The sequence below is a fragment of the Flavobacterium glucosi genome (assembly GCF_048286535.1).
In the GTDB taxonomy this organism is placed as follows: domain Bacteria; phylum Bacteroidota; class Bacteroidia; order Flavobacteriales; family Flavobacteriaceae; genus Flavobacterium.
Map to the genome: position 1 here is coordinate 1 of NZ_JBLVPK010000006.1, position 20188 is coordinate 20188.

The window sequence follows — 20188 nt, forward strand, 5'->3', positions numbered from 1 at the left end:
GGCCGTAATGTCTGAAGCTTGTTGTGTCGTGATTCCTACTTTGGCCGTGTTCGCTGTAATTGCTGTTGCTTGTTCAGTAGTGATTCCAACTTTCAACGTATTGGCAGCAATTTCACTAGCCTGACCAGCAGTAATTCCAGTTTTGGCATTGTTGGCCGTAATGTCTGAAGCTTGTTGTGTCGTGATTCCTACTTTAGCCGTGTTAGCTGTAATTGCTGTTGCTTGTTCAGTAGTGATTCCAACTTTCAACGTATTGGCAGCAATTTCACTGGCCTGACCAGCAGTAATTCCAGTTTTGGCATTGTTGGCCGTAATGTCTGAAGCTTGTTGTGTCGTGATTCCTACTTTGGCCGTGTTCGCTGTAATTGCTGTTGCTTGTTCAGTAGTGATTCCAACTTTCAACGTATTGGCAGCAATTTCACTGGCCTGACCAGCAGTAATTCCAGTTTTGGCATTGTTGGCCGTAATATCTGAAGCTTGTTGTGTCGTGATTCCTACTTTGGCCGTGTTCGCTGTAATTGCTGTTGCTTGTTCAGTAGTGATTCCAACTTTCAACGTATTGGCAGCAATTTCACTGGCCTGAACAGCAGTAATTCCAGTTTTGGCATTGTTGGCCGTAATGTCTGAAGCTTGTTGTGTCGTGATTCCTACTTTAGCCGTGTTAGCTGTAATTGCTGTTGCTTGTTCAGTAGTGATTCCAACTTTCAACGTATTGGCAGCAATTTCACTGGCCTGACCAGCAGTAATTCCAGTTTTGGCATTGTTGGTCGTGATGTCTAAAGCTTGTTGTGTCGTGATTCCAACTTTAGCCGTGTTTGCTGTAATTGCCGTTGCTTGTTCAGTAGTGATTCCAACTTTCAACGTATTGGCAGCAATTTCATTGGCCTGACCGGCAGTAATTCCAGTTTTGGCATTGTTGGCCGTGATATCTGAAACTTGTTGTGTCGTGATTCCTACTTTAGCCGTGTTAGCTGTAATTGCTGTTGCTTGTTCAGTAGTGATTCCAACTTTCAACGTATTGGCAGCAATTTCACTGGCCTGACCAGCAGTAATTCCAGTTTTGGCATTGTTGGCCGTAATATCTGAAGCTTGTTGTGTCGTGATTCCTACTTTGGCCGTGTTCGCTGTAATTGCTGTTGCTTGTTCAGTAGTGATTCCAACTTTCAACGTATTGGCAGCAATTTCACTGGCCTGAACAGCAGTAATTCCAGTTTTGGCATTGTTGGCCGTAATGTCTGAAGCTTGTTGTGTCGTGATTCCAACTTTCAACGTATTGGCAGCAATTTCACTGGCCTGACCAGCAGTAATTCCAGTTTTGGCATTGTTGGCCGTAATGTCTGCAGCTTGTTGTATCGTGATTCCAACTTTAGCCGTGTTCGCTGTAATTGCTGTTGCTTGTTCAGTAGTGATTCCAACTTTCAACGTATTGGCAGCAATTTCACTGGCCTGACCAGCAGTAATTCCAGTTTTGGCATTGTTGGCCGTAATGTCTGAAGCTTGTTGTGTCGTAATTCCAACTTTAGCCGTGTTCGCTGTAATTGCTGTTGCTTGTTCAGTAGTGATTCCAACTTTCAACGTATTGGCAGCGATTTCACTGGCCTGACCGGCAGTAATTCCAGTTTTGGCATTGTTGGCCGTGATATCTGAAGCTTGTTGTGTCGTAATTCCAACTTTAGCTGTGTTCGCTGTAATTGCTGCTGCTTGTTCAGTAGTGATTCCAACTTTCAACGTATTTGCCGTAATTTCACTTGCCTGACCAGCAGTAATTCCAGTTTTGGCATTGTTGGCCGTGATGTCTGCAGCTTGTTGTGTTGTGATTCCAATTTTAGCAGTATTCAAGGCAATCGCAGCGATATTTGTATTTTCTACACCTGTTGCTCTCAAAACTTCAGCTTCCAAAGCTGCCGCATCAGCTAAAGTTATCCACTTATTTCCTTTCCAAATTTGCAAACCAGCGAGAGAACCATCTGTTATAAAAATTACTAAACCTTCGGGGATAGTGATTCCCATAGCATTCTGTTGAGCAGTAGTCATTCGAGGAGGTAAAAAACCTTTTGTGGTACTTTCCAGTTCTAAAACTGCCTTTGGATTAATTGTAAATGAATTAGACCCGATTTTTTGCACAACTTGCGCTGAAGCCTCTGTGGTGGCTAGTCCAAACAGTATAAGAATGATAATAATTCTTGAAATAGTTTTGTAATTCATAGTGCTTTTTTTAATTTTAAATAGGTTAGTCGATTACATACCAAACCTTACCGTCAGATTGTATTTTGAAAATCTTAGGGTAATTCAGTTGGGAAACAGTACTTTTTTTAGATAATTGTATTGGGGGGTTTATTATTAATTCATTTGAAGTTTCATCTGTTTTGTTGATAACATATACTTTTCCCGGACAGCTGCTAACTACAGGTAAATTGATGGTAAAGGATCCTGCTTCAGTATCACATAAAATGGTATAATCGGTGATGAGCAGCGTGTAATCATTCGATACAGCGATCACTGCATTCATATATTGATTGCCTTCTAATTTTTGAATGGCTTGAACAATATTATCCGTAGGAGTTATTTTTCCTGCGCCGCTTTTATATCCAGTCAGTTTTTTAGAAATAACGGCTGTATTGTCTATTATAATCTCTCCACTGTGACTAATGGAAGCCTCATTCCAGAAGTGAACCGCAGTAGGTATATCAAGAACATTTCCCACAAGAATAGCTCCTGAAGTCAAAGTGTTTACTGATGGTTTACCTGAAGCACTACTTCCTGCTAAAACCCAATTGGGAGTCTGTTTAGTTCCAATATTGATCTCAATGGCCTGCAATGTGGTATTGTATAGGATCAAGGCATTGGCCGGATTTTTTATTAAATCTCGCTCTTTGGAACTCAATCTGGGTATCAATAATCCCTTTGTTTTGGAATCGATATCTAAAATCGATGATTCATCCGGTTTTTTGGTACCAATTCCCGTTTGACCGACCACAAAATAAGATTGCAGCATAAGTAATAACACCAAATAATTATATAATTTCATTTATTTAAAAGCGATTTGTTATAAATCAAAATTTAATTTTTATTGATTATTTTCTTTGTAAAAAGTGAAGTGCCATTATCTAATTCAATTTTTGTTATGTATATCCCATCCGCATAATTAAAAGGTTGATTATATTTAAAATCACCATTTAGATGTTCTGAGAATATTTTTTTGCCCATAAGATCATAAATAATTAAAGCCGTTATCGGTAAGGAAGCTTCAATAAATAACCTGTTTTTATTTGCGTAAGCCGTCAATTCTACTTTGTTAAATTTAGGAACTATCGATGGTTTGTTTACAGTTCCAAATGAAAAAGCCGAATAGGCCGATAAATCTACTGCTGTATTCGAACTAATTGAACCAGAGACCAAACTACTTATCTCCCCTAATATAGAATATTCATCTACCATAGAAGGTATTGTAACCCAGGCTGACCCGTTCCAGCCCACTATCGTTAAATTAGCTAATGAAGATGATGTCAAATCTGAAATATCACTTGAAGATCTCCATGTAAGCGAAATGCCAGCATTTACTCCCGAACTCGTTATGTCCCAATATTCAAGCGAAGATATTGATGAAATAGATTCTTCTAAAACACTGCCCATAACCTTTGGCGCTGATCTAAAATAGGCCGCAGCAACGCCATCTGAAGTGGAAGGAATTACTTGAATTGGGGCATAAACCCCAGATTGTCCAATAGGTAAGATGAAAGCGGTGCTACTTTCAGTTTGTGCATATCCGTCTACAAAATGCGCGTCGTTGGCGCCACTCCATTTTGCTCCATTAGAAAAAGTCAAAACTCCATGATCTAATTTGGTTCTACTGGTTGTTGTTGAACCGAAACCAAAATTAAAATTGTCGGATTCCAAATAAAACATGCTGTCATCACCAATATATAAATCACTTTCAATATCAACTTGTGCCTGCAGTGTATTTAATTTGAAAAAGATGCTTGCAAATAGTATATATTTACAAAATAATCTTACTTTTTGTTGTAGTATCATTTAAAAGGTGTAATATTGTTCCAAGAATAGGACTCTTAGAATACGTTGCAATCAATGTATTCTTAATTTTTACATTTTATAAAAATTTAAACAAAAAATAGGTAAAGAAATGAACCTAATCCAACATTATAAATCTTATCGTAAAAATTATTGTTAAAAAGATAACCTTCGGTTAATTCAGTTATCTACAATATGTATTTAAACCTCAAAAGAGTATTTTTTTAATCATTCGCTATGTTTTAAATTTTTTGCAATTAATTGAAAAAACATATTTTTTCAAAAAACAACTTCAATTTTTTATTAGAGGGTGCAAAAGTAGTCCATTAAACTATGAGTAAAAAAGAAACTCGACGAACAGCTTTTATATCGGTTAAAAAGCTAAATTATTATTTTTAGCACAACTATTCTTTCAAAATTAACCTAAAGCACACAGATAAAAACAGAACTGACAAGAAAATTAGCGCAAAAATTATTCACAATCAATTCTCCGAAGTCTTCCAACTTTCATATAGTTTTTAAAAATGCAAAACAATGGAGCCCTAAACTATTTAAAATCTAAAAACACTGGACACCCATTTTCTACTCTTTATAAAATTCACTATTTTTGCAGTATAAAATTTTAGTCATGTCGAACAGAAAATACAAAATAGCAGTCATTCAACTGAATCTTAATGATATTGCCCATAACAACTTACAAAAATGTATCAGTTGGGTTCGTGATGCCGCCAACCGTGGTGGGGAAGTAATTTTGTTGCCGGAATTATACAGCAGTCATTATTTTTGTCAAAGCGAAGATGTAGATAATTTTGCTTTAGCAGAACCACTGTACAGTACTTCGTTTATTGCTTTTAGCGCCTTGGCAAAAGAATTAGGCGTGGTAATTATTGTTCCGTTCTTCGAAAAAAGAATGGCAGGAATTTACCACAATAGCGCATACATCATTGACACAGATGGCTCAGAAGCAGGATTGTATCGTAAAATGCACATACCAGATGATCCACATTTTTATGAAAAATTCTATTTCACCCCTGGTGATTTGGGCTTTAAAACAATTCCAACTAAAAAAGGAAAAATTGGAACTTTAATTTGTTGGGATCAATGGTATCCGGAAGCGGCCCGTTTAACGGCGCTGCAAGGTGCCGAAGTGTTGTTTTACCCAACAGCAATTGGTTGGCATCCAGCAGAAAAAGAGGAATATGGTGTAAACCAACATGGCGCCTGGATGAGTGTAATGAAAGGTCATGCAGTTGCAAATGGTGTATATGTAGCGGCAGCAAACAGAATCGGACTAGAACAATATTTACCTGATACTGCAGGAATTCAGTTTTGGGGATCTTCGTTTATTGCGGGACCACAAGGCGAAATTTTGGCGCAAGCCTCACACGATAAAGAAGAAATATTGATTGCCGAAGTAGACTTGGACTTACAGGAAAATGTGCGTCAGAACTGGCCATTTTTTAGAGACAGAAGAATAGACGCTTTTGGTGATATTACTAAAAGAGCGATTGACTAAATTCATCTTTTGATAATACAAAAATCCCTGCTTAGAAATAATTCTTAGCAGGGATTTATATTTTAAAAAAAAACTCTTAATTCAAATCAGGCTGGAATATTTTAACGGTTCCATCCCCTTCACTACTCACCACCACTAAACTTCTTTTAGTAGGACTTTTTGAAGCTGGAATAAAAAGCAATCCTTCAGGCGCATCACCTGTTTTAAAAGTCTGTAAAAATTTTGGAGCAGCTGGATTCGAAACATCATACACCATAACGGCATCCACTCTTTCCAAGCCAACAAAAAGAATCGTTTTATCACCCATTTTGGTAACCACAACTGATTCTGGTTCTACTGACTTATCATCACTTCTAGTATCATCATACACACCAAATTCTTGCGCTTTTTTATCTAATTCATTTTTACTGTCGAATACCATTTGGCCTGTATTTCCATTCCAAATGGAGAAAGAACGGGCTCCAAAAGAAACTAATTCGTCAAAATCACCATCACCGTCTGTATCACCCATTTTAGTATTGATATTTAATCTTCCCATACTTGTCTCTGCTTTTAAAGCAGCTGCATTAGGAAATACAATTAGATCCAGAACAACCGAAGAACTGCTGATTCTTTTTACATCTGTAAAAGCAGCATATTCTCTGGCATCTCCTTCATTTGCAGTAACGAAATAAGGGATTTTATTGATTTCAAAATTACTGATCGCATCCGGTTGAAACATTCCTTTCAATTTCCATACATTCATAAAAACACCACCATCTTTATCGCTGATATCAATTGCATTTTCGGCAAGATTGTAGTCTTTGTACCCTAATGGGAAAATATTTGTAATCGTTTTAGTTACCAAATCAATTTTAGCCACTCCGTTATTTTCCTGTAATGTAACCCAAGCCGTTTTAGAATCAGCAGAAATAGTGATGTATTCTGGTTCAATATCCGAGGCAAAATTATTGGTTGGACTTGCAATTCTGAATCCTTTTATTTTCAGTGTACTCAATTGATTGCTAAAACTTCCGAAATTCAAAGTCGTTACCGCATAATTAGTATTGACCGCAATAATAGAAACAGAACCGTCTGGATCTATAGAATAGGTGTCATTTGGTTCTCCTTCATTAGCAGTCATGATATAATTCCCGTCAGGAGAAAATGTAATCATGTCCGGCAAAGTACCAACCGTAATTTCTTTGATCACACTGTAATTAGCCGTATCAAAAACGACCACTTTTCCTGCATCTTGTTTATTGGGTTTCGCTTCTAATGCCACTGCTAGTTTCCCATTATACGTTGCAACACTATTTGAAGATCCATTAAATGGCGTTAAATCGATACTTGTTAGGAAAACTGGACTGGAAGGATTAGATAAATCAACTACATCAATCCTATTCGTATTACTGTTGTTTACGGTAAATAATTTTTTAGAAACTTCATCATACGCACTTATTTCAGCAGCTCCGGCGCCACCAATAGTTATCGAACCAATTTCTTTGAAAGTTGCTGCATTTTCATTTACAACCAAATCAGGAAATTCCTCCTTATTAGAGTCATTTTCGCAACTTGACAATATCATAATTGCGGCTAATAGTGTAATACTATATTTTTTCATAACTATATTTTTATTTTTTTTCAAAAATAACCAGCTGTGACTCAACAAGAATTAACTCAATATTATATAATCATTACCAAAACTATTCTTATAAATTCATGAAATGCCAGAAAATGAATGGTTGCTTACTATTTTAAAATCCTACTGAATGTTTATATTTGCAGTCTTTAAAATTAGAAACGCTGTATGACTACAAATAATAGAAGATTTCCTGCCGAATGGGAAAAGCAACAAGGAATTTTACTGTGTTTTCCTCATAATGGAAAAGACTGGCCGGGAAAATACGAAGCCGTTCAATGGGCTTTTGTGGAATTCATTAAAAAAGTGGCTACTTTCGAGCCAGTCTTTTTAGTTGTTGCCGATGATAACCAAAAAGAAAAAGTCAATACTATGCTGGAAACAGCTCATGTTGTGCTTACAAATATCTCCTACATCATTCATAAAACCAATAGAAGTTGGATGCGTGATTCGGGTCCGATTATCGTTAAAAACGGAACCGAAAGAGAAGCGTTAAACTTTAATTTTAATGGTTGGGCAAAATATAAAAACATTCAATTAGATAAATTTGTTCCTACGAAAGTGGGCGAATTTCTAAATATTCCTGTGACTCAAGTCATGTACAAAGGAAAACCGGTAATTGTAGAAGGTGGTGCGATTGATACTAATGGACGCGGTACTTTACTGACTTCGGAAGAATGTTTGATGCATCCTAATATTCAGGTTCGGAATCCAAATTTCACCAAAGCAGATTACGAAGCGGTTTTCAAGGAATACCTTGGAATTACCAATGTGATTTGGCTTGGTGACGGAATTGAAGGTGACGATACGCACGGACATATTGATGATTTATGCCGATTTATAAATGAAGATACGATTGTGACCATTGTGGAAACCGATCCAAAAGATAATAACTACAAACCATTGCAAGACAATTTAAAACGCTTGCAAAATGCCAAACTGGAAAATGGTAAATCTCCAGTAATTGTAGTTTTACCAATGCCAAAACGTTTGGAATTTGACGGCTTGCGATTACCAGCAAGTTATGCCAATTTCTTGATTTTAAACAATTGTGTTTTGGTTCCTACTTTTAACGACAGTAATGATAGAAAAGCGTTGAACATCCTTGCAGAATGTTTTCCGGACAGAGAAATCATCGGAATTAGCGCTACTGATTTTATTTGGGGTTTTGGAACATTACATTGCCTAAGCCAGCAAATTCCGGAATAGATTTAGAAAATAAACAGAGTGAAATAAAAAAGACTTGTAGCTTTAATTGCTACAAGTCTTTTTATTTTTATTTTATGTTTAAATACTATTTATCTCTCGTAAACGGTATTTTTTGTCCTTCGGGAACTGTCATATCAAATCCGTTTAAGCTGTCATTAAAATCAAATTTAAGTCCTGCTTGCTTTGATTCAAAACTGTTTTTCCCAATTGGTTCCACTGTAAAACTAGGATAATTAGTTATCAAAACATTTAACGCACCATTTTTCTCTGAAAAAGTAATTTTCAAGGGCGCCATTTTAGTAGAGTAAGTTCCTAAATAGCCATCCAGAATAACATCTTTTTCAATCAAACCTGTACTAGCTGTCCAAGTGTTATTTGCTGTATTACTGTCTGGTAAAACATGGTCTGGATCCAGCGTGATACTTTCAATTTCTTCAGTCGAATTGTGTTTGAAAGACCACGCTTTGTTTTTTTGCCAAACTTCGACCGGTAATTTGACACGAGTTAGTTGCCCGCTTTTCGTTCTTACTTCTAGACTTACCGGCATTGCCATTTTTTCGAAATTTTCAATCGAAATTACGACACCTTGTTTAGGATCGTTTTTCACGTATTTTATCGAATTAATCCCTTGGTCTAAACGCCAATTGTATTGAAACCAACCTCTCCAAAACCAACTTAAATCTTCTCCAGCAACATTTTCAATTGTTCTAAAGAAATCGTCCGGTTGTGGATGTTTGTAGGCCCAACGCTCTACATACGTTTTCAAAGCTAAATCAAAACGCTCCGGTCCAAGAACTTGTTCCCGCAAAATCACTAATCCAGAACATGGTTTTGAATACGCCAAAAGACCAATATTAGTTTCTTTCATGTTATCCGGAGAACTCATTATGGTTTCCAGATTTGGACTAGTATACACTTCAGCTCTTTGATGCATATCTACTGGCTTATCTTTGTACTCGCCATTATTAAAATCTACTGAACTCAATGAATTGATAAATGTGTTAAAACCTTCATCCATCCAAGCAAACATTCTTTCATTTGAACCAACAATCATAGGAAACCAAATGTGTCCAAATTCATGATCTGTAACGCCCCATAAATCTTCCCCTTTTGACTCCCAACTACAAAAAACAATTCCTGGATATTCCATTCCGCCTTCGTTTCCTGCAACATTTGTAGCCGCTGGATACGGATATTCTAACCATCGTTTAGAATAATTTTCAATGGAAGCTTTTGTATATTCTGTCGAACGTCCCCAAGCTGCGTCTCCAGCACTTTCTACAGGATAAACTGAAATTGCCAAAGATTTCTTTCCGCTTGGCAAATTAATTTTTGCTGCGTCTAAAATAAATGCCGCTGAAGAAGACCAAGAAAAATCACGGGCATTTTTGATTTTATAATTCCAAGTTTTAGTAGTTGCAGCAACTGTTTTTGATGTGTTTTCAACTTCGGCAGCAGTACGAATAAAAACTGTTTTATCACTTTGTTTTGCTTGTGCCAAACGTTTTTGTTCTTCTGCAGAATACACCGCTGTAGAATTTAGTAATTCACCGGAAGCAACCACAATATGATTGGATGGTGCAGTAATACTCACATCAAAATCACCGTATTCCAAGTAAAATTCCGACGCTCCTAAATACGGATTCGTATTCCAGCCTCGTACATCATCATACACACACATACGCGGATACCACTGTGCTATGGTGAAAATTTTCCCGTTTTTAGTTTCTAAAACTCCCATTCTGTCAGAACCTTCAAAAGGTGCTATAAAAGAAAAGTCAATTTTAATTTTAACAGAACCGCCTTTAGCATTTAATCCTTGCGGAAGAAAAACTTGCATTCTGGTATCGCTAATTACGTATTTTGCTTCTTTTTCAGTAGCAACACCTTTTACAGTAGTAATTACTTTCACCGATTTTATTTTATGTCCGCCATCAAAAATTTGGCCTTGAGCCCCATTTCGGCTTCCTTTCAAAGGCACAACTGCATTTCCACGAGAATCTGCTTTGAATAAATTTTGGTCTAAGTTCATCCAAACAAAAGCCAATTTATCGGGGCTGTTGTTTGTATATGTGATAATTCCTGTTCCAGAAATTTCGTTGCTTTTTTCATCCAGTTTTGCCGTTAATTTATAATCAGCACTGTTTTGCCAATATTCAGCTCCAGGTTGACCACTTGCTGAACGTGTACTTGTTCCATTCTTTGAATAAAAAAATGGGGCAAAAGCATCATGGTAATCGTACTTTGAAACTGGGTTACTGGATGCATTTGTTGGGGTTTGCTGCGCCCAAATAGACGTAACTCCCAATAATAAAGCCAAATGTAGCATGACTCCGAAGCGAATGTTTTTCATTTTCTTAATTGTTTATATCACAAATTAATGAAAAAAAAGAGGATTTTAAACTATTTAGAAAAAATGTTTCCCTTTTAAATGAATAAAATCAGGCTTAAACTTAATTAGAATTAAAAAATATAAAATATATTTACCCTACAAAACCAATTTTTAAACTAACGAAAGACAATTTTGACAACTACAATAAAAAACTCCTTTCTAACTGCTGAAATTAAACATTTTGGTGCTGAATTAATTTCCTTAAAAACGAATCTGAATAAAGAATTTATTTGGGAGGGAAATCCAGAATTTTGGGGCAAGCACTCTCCTATTTTGTTTCCAATTGTTGGGACTTTAAAAAATAATTCTTTTCAACATAATGGAATTGAATATCATTTGTCACGACACGGTTTTGCCAGAGACATGGCATTTAAATTATTCGATGCAACAGAAAATAGCGCTACATTCTCTATACAATCTTCTGAAGAAACTTTAAAAGTGTATCCTTTTGAATTTGAATTACAACTGATTTACACACTTGATGGAAATAATTTATCGATTGCATATAAAGTAATTAACAATGGAAAAACTGCAATACCTTTTTCCATTGGAGCACATCCTGCTTTTGCTTTACCAAATCAATTCGAAAATTATGCTATTGCTTTCGAAAAAGAAGAACCGCTGGAATATTATCTTTTGGAGAATGATTTAATTTCAAATAATAAGAAGAAATTAGAAGTTCATAATAAACAGATTCCGCTAACTTATCAATTATTCGAAAATGATGCTTTAATTTTCAAAGCATTACAATCTAATTCCTTGACCATTTTAGAAAATGAAAATCCAATTCTAAGAGTACATTTTGAAGATTTTCCTAATTTAGGAATTTGGACCAAAATGAATGCACACTTCCTCTGTATCGAACCTTGGTTTGGCTATTCGGATACCAATGAGAATTTCGGAAATCTAATGGAGAAAGAAGGTATTCAAATTTTAAAACCAAATGAAATTTTTAATTCAAAATTCAGTATCGAAATCCTTTAATTAAAAAAACAAAGTATGTTAACTATAAATTTTAGTCCATTTGCAAATTTAGAAACCGAACGCTTGCTTTTAAGAAGAGTGGATAGCAATGATCTAAAAGAGATTTTCGCATTGCGATCAAACCCTGAAACAATGAAATATATTCCAAGACCTTTACTAAAAACAGATGAAGATGCCTTGGAACACATTGTTATGATTGATACTAAAATTGAATCTAACGAAGGAATCAATTGGGCGATTACGTTGAAAGACAATCCAAAATTAATTGGTATAATTGGTCATTACAGAATAAAACCAGAACATTATCGCGCTGAGATTGGGTATATGTTGGTGCCTGAATTTCATGGAAAAGGAATTGTTTCTGAAGCCTTGAAAGAAGTCGTCACTTATGGATTTAAAATAATGAAATTGCATTCAATTGAAGCAATTATAGATCCTGAAAATCATGGGTCTGCAAAAGTTTTAGAAAAAAATGGTTTTGTTAAAGAAGCACATTTAAAAGAAAATGAATTTTTTGAAGGCCGATTTTTGGATTCCGTAATTTATTCTATTTTAAATAAATAGTCTTTAATGACGTCTTCTCTTACAATGTTAAAATACGTTTAAACTGACAATATTAACTTTAAATATAAAAAGCAATCAAACATTAATGGCTATATTCGCACCTATTTTTAGTCACTTTTTGACCAAAAAAAGTAGAATTTACCCTATATGAAAAAATTACTTATCGCCTTTTTTCTGTTCTTTTCCTTTTTATCACAAAGTCAAACTTATATAAAAGCAAATGCTTTTACTACTTTATTGACCGTTCCAAATGTTGGGATTGAAACCAGTATTGGAGAAAAATCAACTTTACAATTTGATATTTTAGCTTCTTTTTGGCAATCAGTAAATGGTAAACCTAGAGAATTTTCTACTTTCACACCAGAATACAGATATCATTTTAAAGAGAAATACAATGGTTTTTATGCTGGCGCACATATTGGAGCGAGTCTTTTTAATTTTCAAAAATGGAATTATATCAACACTGATAAGTATGAAAAAGGTTTTGGATATTTTATAGGTTCAACTATTGGATATCAAGTAAAAATCAATGACAAATTCATGTTGGATTGTTTCCTCGGTGGCGGTTGGCATCAAGGTTTTTACAAAGGCTATTTGGTAAGTACAGGTGAACGTTATGAGGGAGCTAAAAATTATAATAAAAGTGGCGAGTGGTTTCCTTATAGAGGCGGCGTAATGGTTTCCTATAAGCTAAACTAAAATCTATTTAGGGAATTTAGCTACTGATTTTACATACAAATCTTCTACTTCCTTTCTTGCCCAATCCGTTTTTCTCAAAAAAGTCAAACTGGATTTTATACTTGGATTATCTGTAAAAGATTTAATTTTCACTAATTCTCCTAGAGTATCGAACCCATAATAATCAACTAATTGTTCTACGATTTTTTGAAGCGTAATACCATGAAGCGGGTCTTTCGATTTTGAGTTTTCCATTTTGCAAATATATTAAAATCGTAAATACTAATTTTAAAATTTATTCAAATGAAAAAGTATCTATTCATAATCGCTTTGTTTGTTTTACAAATTAGTTTTGGACAACAAAGCACAAGCACATATTACTTTATACGTCACGCTGAAAAAGTAGATAATTCTCAAAATCCTGATTTATCAGAAATTGGTATTCAAAGAGCTAATCTTTGGAATAAAATATTCTCAGAAGTTGGTTTTGATGAAATATATTCCACCGATTATAAAAGAACAACACAAACAGCAATTCCTGCTGCTACAGCCAAGAAGATTCAAATTAAATTATACAATCCTAAAACTATAGCTATTGAATCTTTCAAAAAAGAAACACTTGGTAAAAAAGTCTTGATTGTAGGTCACAGTAATACCATACCTAATTTTGTAAATCAAATTATTAATAAAAAAATATATGCAGATATTGAAGATACTACTTTTGGGAATCTTTATATTGTAACTATAAAAGGCGACTCAATCACATACCAACTTCTGAAATTGCCATAAGTTATTGCTAAACCTTTAATTTTTGTTACATTTGCATTATGCTAAAAACAATAAACATATTAAACAAAAGAGCTCGATTTGACTATGAAATAATCGAGACTTTCACTGCTGGAATTGTTTTAGCTGGTACCGAAATCAAATCTATCCGATTAGGAAAAGCAAATATTACAGAAAGTTTTTGTGAATTTAGCAATAATGAACTTTTTGCGATAAATACTTACATTGAGGAATATACTTTTGGAAATCAATTTAACCACAAAGCAAGAAGCGAACGCAAATTGCTTTTAAATAAAAGAGAGCTAAAAGGTTTACTAAAAAGTGTTCAGGCAAAAGGATTAACCATAGTTCCCTTGAAATTGTTTACCAATGAAAAAGGAATGGCTAAACTACAAATAGGTCTTTGCAAAGGAAAGAAAACCTATGATAAGCGGGAATCTCTTAAAGAACAAGATACCAAACGCGATCTCGACAGAATCAAAAAAGCATTTTAAATTAAAAGAAAATGGATATAAATTATTTTTAGCTTTAAAAAATGACTAAATTTGTCAAGACAATTAAAAACATTTTTAAAAATGAAAACACTACTCAAAAATGCAAGAGAACAAAAAGGACTCAAAACTAGAGAAGTGGCGCAACTTTTAGGAATTGACCAAGCCTTAATCAGTAAATTTGAAAGCGGGACCAGAAAACCTACCAGAGAACAAGTTATAAAACTAGCATCATTGTTGGAGATTGATTTAGAAACAATAATGGTCATTTGGCTTAAAGAAAAAATTCTTTATGAAATTGGCCATGACGAATTTGCATTAAAAGCATTGATGGTTGCGGAAGAAGAAATTAGATCTCAAAGCAAACCTTCCAAGAAAAAAATATCTACAACACTCCAGAAAATTTTAGATGAAATAGATACTCTGAAGATAAAACTAGATGGGTTTCGTCAATTTGACAGCTATCGTATTGCACAAGCTTTAGACCTAGAATATACTTTTGAAAGTAATCGTATTGAAGGAAACACGATGACGTTACGTGAAACTGATTTGGTTATCAATGAAGGTTTAACGATATCAGGAAAAAGTATGCGGGAACATCTTGAAGTGATTAATCATCAAGAAGCGATCGCCTATATCAAAGATTTAATGCAAAGAAATAGTTCCATAAATGAACGTGAAATATTATCCATTCATAATCTTATTTTGAGAGGAATTCATCCGGAAGATGCAGGTCGTTACAGAAAAGTGCAGGCGATGATTCAAGGAAGCAGCCATCTGCCGCCCCAATCGTTTCTGGTTGCCAAAGAAATGGAAGATTTTTTTATTTGGTATGAAAGCAATAAATCAATACTTCATCCGATAGTTTTGGCTGCCGAAATGCACGAGCGTTTAGTCACTATTCATCCGTTTATTGATGGAAATGGCAGAACTTCGCGTTTGGTTATGAACTTAGTTTTATTACAGCATGGCTATATTATTGCCAATATAAAAGGAGATTATGACAGCCGAATGCAATATTACCAAGCATTGGAAACAGCTCAAACTAAAAACAATAAAGAAGATTTTTTATTGTTCATTGCTCAAATGGAAAAAGAAAGCTTAGAACGCTATTTAAATATTATTGGTCAATAAGAGTCTATCTTCAGCTCCCTTACCTGTGGGAAGGGTTGGAGATGGGATTTTAATTTTTATCTTCTAATAAAGGAACGAATCGAAATTCACCAAACTCGTGTTTTTCGAATTGTGTTTCATTTTTTCTGATTAGCAAAGTCATAATTTGCACCTCTTCTCCTAACGGAATAACCAGTCTTCCTCCTATTTTTAGCTGTGCCATCAAAGGTTGCGGAATAAACGGAGCACCAGCAGTAACAATAATACTATCAAAAGGTGCATAAGCTGGTAATCCTTTATAACCATCCCCAAAAGAAAGATGTTTGGGACGAATATTTAATTTTGGAAATAAAATAGAAGTCTGCTTAAACAATTCTTTTTGCCGTTCAACACTAAATACTTTGGCTCCTAACAGACATAAAACAGCAGTTTGATATCCAGAACCTGTACCAATTTCTAAAATTTTATGTTCTTTTTTTACTTCTAATAATTGAGATTGAAAAGCTACAGTATACGGCTGTGATATGGTTTGACCAGCTCCAATAGGAAATGCTTTATCTTGATACGCAAAATCTTCAAAACTGGAATTCAAAAATAAATGTCTTGGAATCTTTTTTATCGCCTCCAAAACACTTTTATCAGTAATCCCTTTTTGCTCTAAAACGCTTACTAATTGATTCCGAAGTCCTTGATGCTTGGCAGTGTCTTTCAAAGTTTACTATTTTATTTTGGTAAAAATAGAAAACAATTTCTAAATTCAAATGTTGGATTTTAAATATTAAATTAACTGAAGAATTGTCTCACATCAATAATAGTTTAATCATTTTATTGCTATTTTTGTAAAAATTACATCGTTATGCTGAAAATTGGAGTATTAGGTGCTGGTCATCTAGGAAAAATACATTTGCGTTTATTACAACAATCTAATAAATATGAATTAGTCGGTTTTTATGACCCAAATCAAGAGAATGCCGAGAAGGTTTCTAAAGAATTTGGCTATAAACATTTTAGCACAATTGCCACTCTTATTCATGCAGTAGATGTTATTGATATTGTTACCCCAACGCTTTCTCATTACAAGTGTGCCAAAGTAGCTATAAAGTCTGGCAAGCATGTTTTTATTGAAAAACCTATTTCAAATACGGTAGAAGAAGCCGAAGAAATTATCGCTTTAGCAAAAGAATATAAAGTCAAAGGTCAAGTTGGACATGTAGAACGTTTCAATCCAGCGTTTATCGCTACCAAAAACATGATTGAAAACCCTATGTTTATAGAAACCCATCGTCTTGCTGAATTTAATCCTCGTGGAACCGATGTTCCTGTGGTTTTAGATTTGATGATTCACGATATTGATGCTATTTTGAGCGTTGTAAAATCAAAAGTGAAAAATATAAATGCCAGTGGCGTTTCGGTTATCAGTGATACACCGGATATTGCCAATGCAAGAATAGAATTCGAAAACGGTTGTGTTGCCAATTTAACGGCGAGCCGAATTTCTATGAAAAACATGCGTAAATCTCGTTTTTTCCAAAAAGACGCTTACATCTCAGTAGATTTCTTAGAAAAAAAATGTGAAGTGGTAAAAATGAAAGATGCCCCTGAAGTTCCCGGCGATTTTGATATGATTTTACAAAATGCCGAAGGTGTAAAAAAACAAATCTATTTCTCCAATCCAGATGTAGAACAAAACAACGCAATTCTTGACGAACTGGAATCATTTGCAGATGCTATAATTAATGATACAGAACCTGTTGTAACATTGGAACAAGCAACTGAAGCGTTAAGAGTCGCGTATCAAATTATTGATTGTTTTAAGAAATAAATAAAATTTGTTTAAAGTTTAAGGTTTAAAGTTGCTCAAGAGAACTTTAAACTTTAAACTTTTAAACTTTAAACTAAAAAATATGAAAACAATAGCCGTAATCGGAGCAGGAACAATGGGGAATGGAATCGCCCATACCTTTGCACAAAGTGGTTTTACTGTAAAATTAATCGATGTTTCTGAGAAATCTTTGGATAAAGGAATGGCAACTATCGCTTCCAATTTAGACCGAATGATTGCAAAAGGAAGCATTACCCAAGAAGATAAAGCCAAAACGATTACCAATATTATCACATACACAGACATCAAAGATGGTGTTGTAGGCGTAGATTTAGTGATTGAAGCAGCTACGGAAAATGTTGAATTAAAATTGAATATTTTCAAGCAATTGAACGAAGCTTGTTCTCATAATACTATTTTGGCAACCAATACTTCTTCGATTTCAATTACTCAAATTGGAGCAGTTGTCGCGCAGCCTGAACGTGTTATTGGAATGCACTTTATGAATCCGGTGCCCATTATGAAATTGGTGGAAATTATTCGTGGTTACAATACTTCTGATGAAGTGACTAAAATAATCATGAATCTTTCCGAGAAATTAGGAAAAATGCCTGTTGAAGTAAACGATTATCCTGGTTTTGTTGCCAATAGAATTTTGATGCCAATGATCAACGAAGCTATCGAAACATTATACAATAAAGTGGCCGGCGTTTATGAAATTGACACTGTTATGAAACTTGGAATGGGTCACCCGATGGGACCGTTACAATTAGCTGATTTCATTGGTCTTGACGTATGTTTAGCTATTTTAAATGTAATGTACGACGGTTTCAAAAACCCAAAATATGCGCCTTGTCCATTACTGATAAATATGGTACGTGCTGGAAAAATGGGTGTGAAATCCGGTGAAGGTTTCTACGATTATTCTGAAAGCAAAAAAGCAGAGAAAATTTCTAAACAATTTATTTAATGTCCTAAAGTTTAAAAGTCAAAAGTCTTAAAGTCCGCTTCTTTAGACATTCGACTTTTGACTTTTGACTTTTAACATAATTATGGCCAAAATAATTCCTTTCAAAGCAGTTCGTCCTACTCGTGATAAGGTTTGTCTTGTCACTTGTCGTTCTTATGAAGAATATGTAAATGCTGAATTGGCGGCGCAATTGGACTTCAATCCATTGTCTTTTTTGCATATTCTAAAACCCGCTTATACCAATCAGGAAAGCGTTTCTTTTGAAAAAAGATACCGACAAGTACATCAAAAATACCAGGATTTCAAAAATGAAATCATTTTAGTAAAAGATAAAAAACCTGCTATTTATATTCATAAGATTGTTACCAAAACACATTCATTCACAGGGATTATTGCGGGGACAAGTGTAGCAGATTATTGTAATGATATCATCAAAAAACATGAAGATATTATTGCTTTCAGAGTCCGATTACTCAAAGAATACATGAAATATTCAGAGTTTAATACGGAACCGGTTTTAATGACCTATCCGGATAATAAAACAATCGAAAACTGGATTTTTAATTGTACCCAAAAACTAGCCGATTTTGAATTTTCAACTACAAAAAAAGAAATTCATTATTTGTGGAAAATTGAAGATGCACTAGAAATCAATTGGCTGCAAAACATATTTGAAAAGACCAATAATCTTTATATCGCTGATGGTCATCATCGCACCGAAGCACTGAAATTATTATCGGAGGAAAATGATGATCCAGAAAACACTACAAAAAATCACATCCTGAGCTATTTAATTTCCGAAAATAATGTCAAAATATATGAATTCAATCGTTTAGTAAAAGATTTAAACGGTTTCTCAAAAGAAGATTTCATAATAGAATTAGAAAAAGATTTTATTCTTGAAAACAAATTTCAGCAACCTTTTCAGCCTTTGAAAAAGCATCAATTCGGAATGTATCTGGACAATACCTTTTATAGCTTAATTTTACGGAAAGAAAATGAAGTTTTCAAAACAGCTTTGGATAGTCTAGACACACAAATTTTATACAAAAAAGTGTTATTGCCTATTCTAGCCATTGAGGATTTACGCAATGACGAACGAATAGAATACCTTTCAGGAAAACAATCAGTATTGGAAGTAAAAAATAAAATTGACCAAGGAGAATTTGAAATCGGTTTTATATTATTCCCCTCAAATATTGGAGAAATAAAAGCTTTGGCTGACGCCAATTTAATAATGCCTCCAAAAAGTACGTACATCGAACCCAAGTTTAGAAGCGGATTAGTCGTTTATGAACTTTAGATTTTAATAACGTTTTAAAAATCAAAACATTAAAATGGAAATTGCAAATAACTTACTCCATATAAAAACTACATTACCGGAACATGTAACCCTAGTTGCAGTTTCAAAAACCAAACCTATCTCGGATTTAATGGAAGGATATGAAGCTGGTCAACGCATTTTTGGAGAAAACAAAATCCAGGAAATGGCCGAGAAATGGGAACAAATGCCCAAAGACATTCAATGGCACATGATAGGTCACGTTCAGACGAATAAAGTCAAATTTATGGCACAATTTGTGAGCTTAATTCATGGCGTGGATAGTTTAAAACTACTACAGGAAATCAACAAACAAGCACTAAAACACAACAGAATTATTGATTGTTTATTACAAATGCATATTGCTGAAGAAGAAACTAAATTTGGTCTTGACGAGCAAGAACTTGCTTCACTCCTATCATCAAACGAATTTAAGGAACTGAAAAATATTAGAATCGTTGGATTAATGGGAATGGCTACTTTTACAAATAATAAAGATCAAATCAAGAAAGAATTTACCCATTTAAAATCGATTTTTGATCAATTCACAATTCACAATTCACAATTTACCATTCTCTCTATGGGAATGTCCGGCGATTATCAACTTGCAATTGAATGCGGAAGCAACATGGTTAGGATTGGAAGTAGTATCTTTGGAGGAAGAAATTGATTTTTATTTAAAATTTGAAAAC

At 34.4% G+C, this 20188-nt stretch carries 19 protein-coding genes; 12 read left to right on the forward strand and 7 right to left on the reverse strand.

The window, feature by feature from the left end; translation table 11 throughout:
* From ACNQGD_RS11715 to ACNQGD_RS11725, 3 genes are all read right to left on the reverse strand, one after another.
* A partial coding sequence (locus tag ACNQGD_RS11715) for a beta strand repeat-containing protein (protein ID WP_417999400.1) occupies nt 1-2205 on the reverse strand: 2205 nt, incomplete at its 3' end.
* 25 nt (nt 2206-2230) lie between these two features.
* The gene (locus tag ACNQGD_RS11720; RefSeq protein WP_417996136.1) at nt 2231-3028 is read right to left on the reverse strand and encodes a hypothetical protein; all 798 of its coding nucleotides are present in this window, start codon (nt 3026-3028) and stop codon (nt 2231-2233) included.
* 32 nt (nt 3029-3060) lie between these two features.
* Complete coding sequence (locus ACNQGD_RS11725; RefSeq protein WP_417999401.1) at nt 3061-4032, reverse strand: T9SS type A sorting domain-containing protein; 972 nt, start codon at nt 4030-4032, stop codon at nt 3061-3063.
* A 625-nt stretch (nt 4033-4657) separates the two neighbouring features.
* Here ACNQGD_RS11725 and ACNQGD_RS11730 point away from each other — a divergent pair.
* Nucleotides 4658-5545: a carbon-nitrogen hydrolase gene (locus ACNQGD_RS11730; RefSeq protein ID WP_417999402.1), complete on the forward strand. Its 888-nt coding sequence runs from the start codon at nt 4658-4660 to the stop codon at nt 5543-5545.
* A gap of 76 nt (nt 5546-5621) precedes the next feature.
* On the opposite strand, the gene ACNQGD_RS11735 is transcribed toward ACNQGD_RS11730, so the two are convergent.
* Nucleotides 5622-7148, reverse strand: coding sequence for a choice-of-anchor I family protein (locus ACNQGD_RS11735; protein WP_417999403.1), 1527 nt, complete (start codon nt 7146-7148; stop codon nt 5622-5624).
* A 186-nt stretch (nt 7149-7334) separates the two neighbouring features.
* Between ACNQGD_RS11735 and ACNQGD_RS11740 the strand changes: the two genes are divergently transcribed.
* On the forward strand, nt 7335-8375 hold the full coding sequence (locus tag ACNQGD_RS11740; protein ID WP_417999404.1) for an agmatine deiminase family protein: 1041 nt from the start codon (nt 7335-7337) through the stop codon (nt 8373-8375).
* 85 nt (nt 8376-8460) lie between these two features.
* On the opposite strand, the gene ACNQGD_RS11745 is transcribed toward ACNQGD_RS11740, so the two are convergent.
* Entirely contained in the window at nt 8461-10728 is a 2268-nt protein-coding gene (locus tag ACNQGD_RS11745; RefSeq protein ID WP_417999405.1) for a M1 family metallopeptidase, read from the reverse strand.
* Between the two features lie 171 nt (nt 10729-10899).
* Between ACNQGD_RS11745 and ACNQGD_RS11750 the strand changes: the two genes are divergently transcribed.
* From ACNQGD_RS11750 to ACNQGD_RS11760, 3 genes are all read left to right on the forward strand, one after another.
* Nucleotides 10900-11751 carry an aldose 1-epimerase family protein gene (locus tag ACNQGD_RS11750; RefSeq protein ID WP_417999406.1) on the forward strand — a complete coding sequence of 284 codons (852 nt, stop codon included), beginning with the start codon at nt 10900-10902 and terminating at the stop codon, nt 11749-11751.
* A gap of 15 nt (nt 11752-11766) precedes the next feature.
* Nucleotides 11767-12315, forward strand: coding sequence for a GNAT family N-acetyltransferase (locus ACNQGD_RS11755; protein ID WP_417999407.1), 549 nt, complete (start codon nt 11767-11769; stop codon nt 12313-12315).
* Nucleotides 12316-12462: 147 nt separating this feature from the next.
* Nucleotides 12463-13014 (forward strand): DUF3575 domain-containing protein, encoded by a 552-nt coding sequence (locus ACNQGD_RS11760; RefSeq protein ID WP_417993805.1) that lies wholly within the window; start codon nt 12463-12465, stop codon nt 13012-13014.
* Nucleotides 13015-13017: 3 nt separating this feature from the next.
* On the opposite strand, the gene ACNQGD_RS11765 is transcribed toward ACNQGD_RS11760, so the two are convergent.
* A complete protein-coding gene (locus ACNQGD_RS11765; protein WP_417999408.1) occupies nt 13018-13248 on the reverse strand; it encodes a VF530 family protein in 231 nt (76 codons plus the stop codon).
* Between the two features lie 48 nt (nt 13249-13296).
* Between ACNQGD_RS11765 and ACNQGD_RS11770 the strand changes: the two genes are divergently transcribed.
* The 3 genes from ACNQGD_RS11770 to ACNQGD_RS11780 all read left to right on the forward strand — a co-directional run bounded on the left by ACNQGD_RS11770 (nt 13297) and on the right by ACNQGD_RS11780 (nt 15404).
* Entirely contained in the window at nt 13297-13782 is a 486-nt protein-coding gene (locus ACNQGD_RS11770) for a phosphoglycerate mutase family protein (RefSeq protein ID WP_417999409.1), read from the forward strand.
* 38 nt (nt 13783-13820) lie between these two features.
* Nucleotides 13821-14273: an SsrA-binding protein SmpB gene (gene smpB, locus ACNQGD_RS11775; protein WP_417993808.1), complete on the forward strand. Its 453-nt coding sequence runs from the start codon at nt 13821-13823 to the stop codon at nt 14271-14273.
* An 81-nt stretch (nt 14274-14354) separates the two neighbouring features.
* Nucleotides 14355-15404, forward strand: coding sequence for a Fic family protein (locus tag ACNQGD_RS11780; RefSeq protein ID WP_417999410.1), 1050 nt, complete (start codon nt 14355-14357; stop codon nt 15402-15404).
* Between the two features lie 49 nt (nt 15405-15453).
* Here the strand turns inward: ACNQGD_RS11780 and ACNQGD_RS11785 are convergent, their stop codons facing one another.
* Nucleotides 15454-16095, reverse strand: coding sequence for a protein-L-isoaspartate(D-aspartate) O-methyltransferase (locus ACNQGD_RS11785; protein ID WP_417996147.1), 642 nt, complete (start codon nt 16093-16095; stop codon nt 15454-15456).
* A 144-nt stretch (nt 16096-16239) separates the two neighbouring features.
* On the opposite strand from ACNQGD_RS11785, the gene ACNQGD_RS11790 reads away from it, so the two are divergent.
* The 4 genes from ACNQGD_RS11790 to ACNQGD_RS11805 all read left to right on the forward strand — a co-directional run bounded on the left by ACNQGD_RS11790 (nt 16240) and on the right by ACNQGD_RS11805 (nt 20166).
* Nucleotides 16240-17205 carry a Gfo/Idh/MocA family protein gene (locus ACNQGD_RS11790; RefSeq protein WP_417999411.1) on the forward strand — a complete coding sequence of 322 codons (966 nt, stop codon included), beginning with the start codon at nt 16240-16242 and terminating at the stop codon, nt 17203-17205.
* An 82-nt stretch (nt 17206-17287) separates the two neighbouring features.
* Nucleotides 17288-18175, forward strand: coding sequence for a 3-hydroxyacyl-CoA dehydrogenase family protein (locus ACNQGD_RS11795; protein ID WP_417999412.1), 888 nt, complete (start codon nt 17288-17290; stop codon nt 18173-18175).
* An 82-nt stretch (nt 18176-18257) separates the two neighbouring features.
* Nucleotides 18258-19478, forward strand: coding sequence for a DUF1015 domain-containing protein (locus tag ACNQGD_RS11800; protein ID WP_417999413.1), 1221 nt, complete (start codon nt 18258-18260; stop codon nt 19476-19478).
* Nucleotides 19479-19512: 34 nt separating this feature from the next.
* Nucleotides 19513-20166: a YggS family pyridoxal phosphate-dependent enzyme gene (locus ACNQGD_RS11805; protein WP_417999414.1), complete on the forward strand. Its 654-nt coding sequence runs from the start codon at nt 19513-19515 to the stop codon at nt 20164-20166.
* Nucleotides 20167-20188 lie beyond the last annotated feature (22 nt).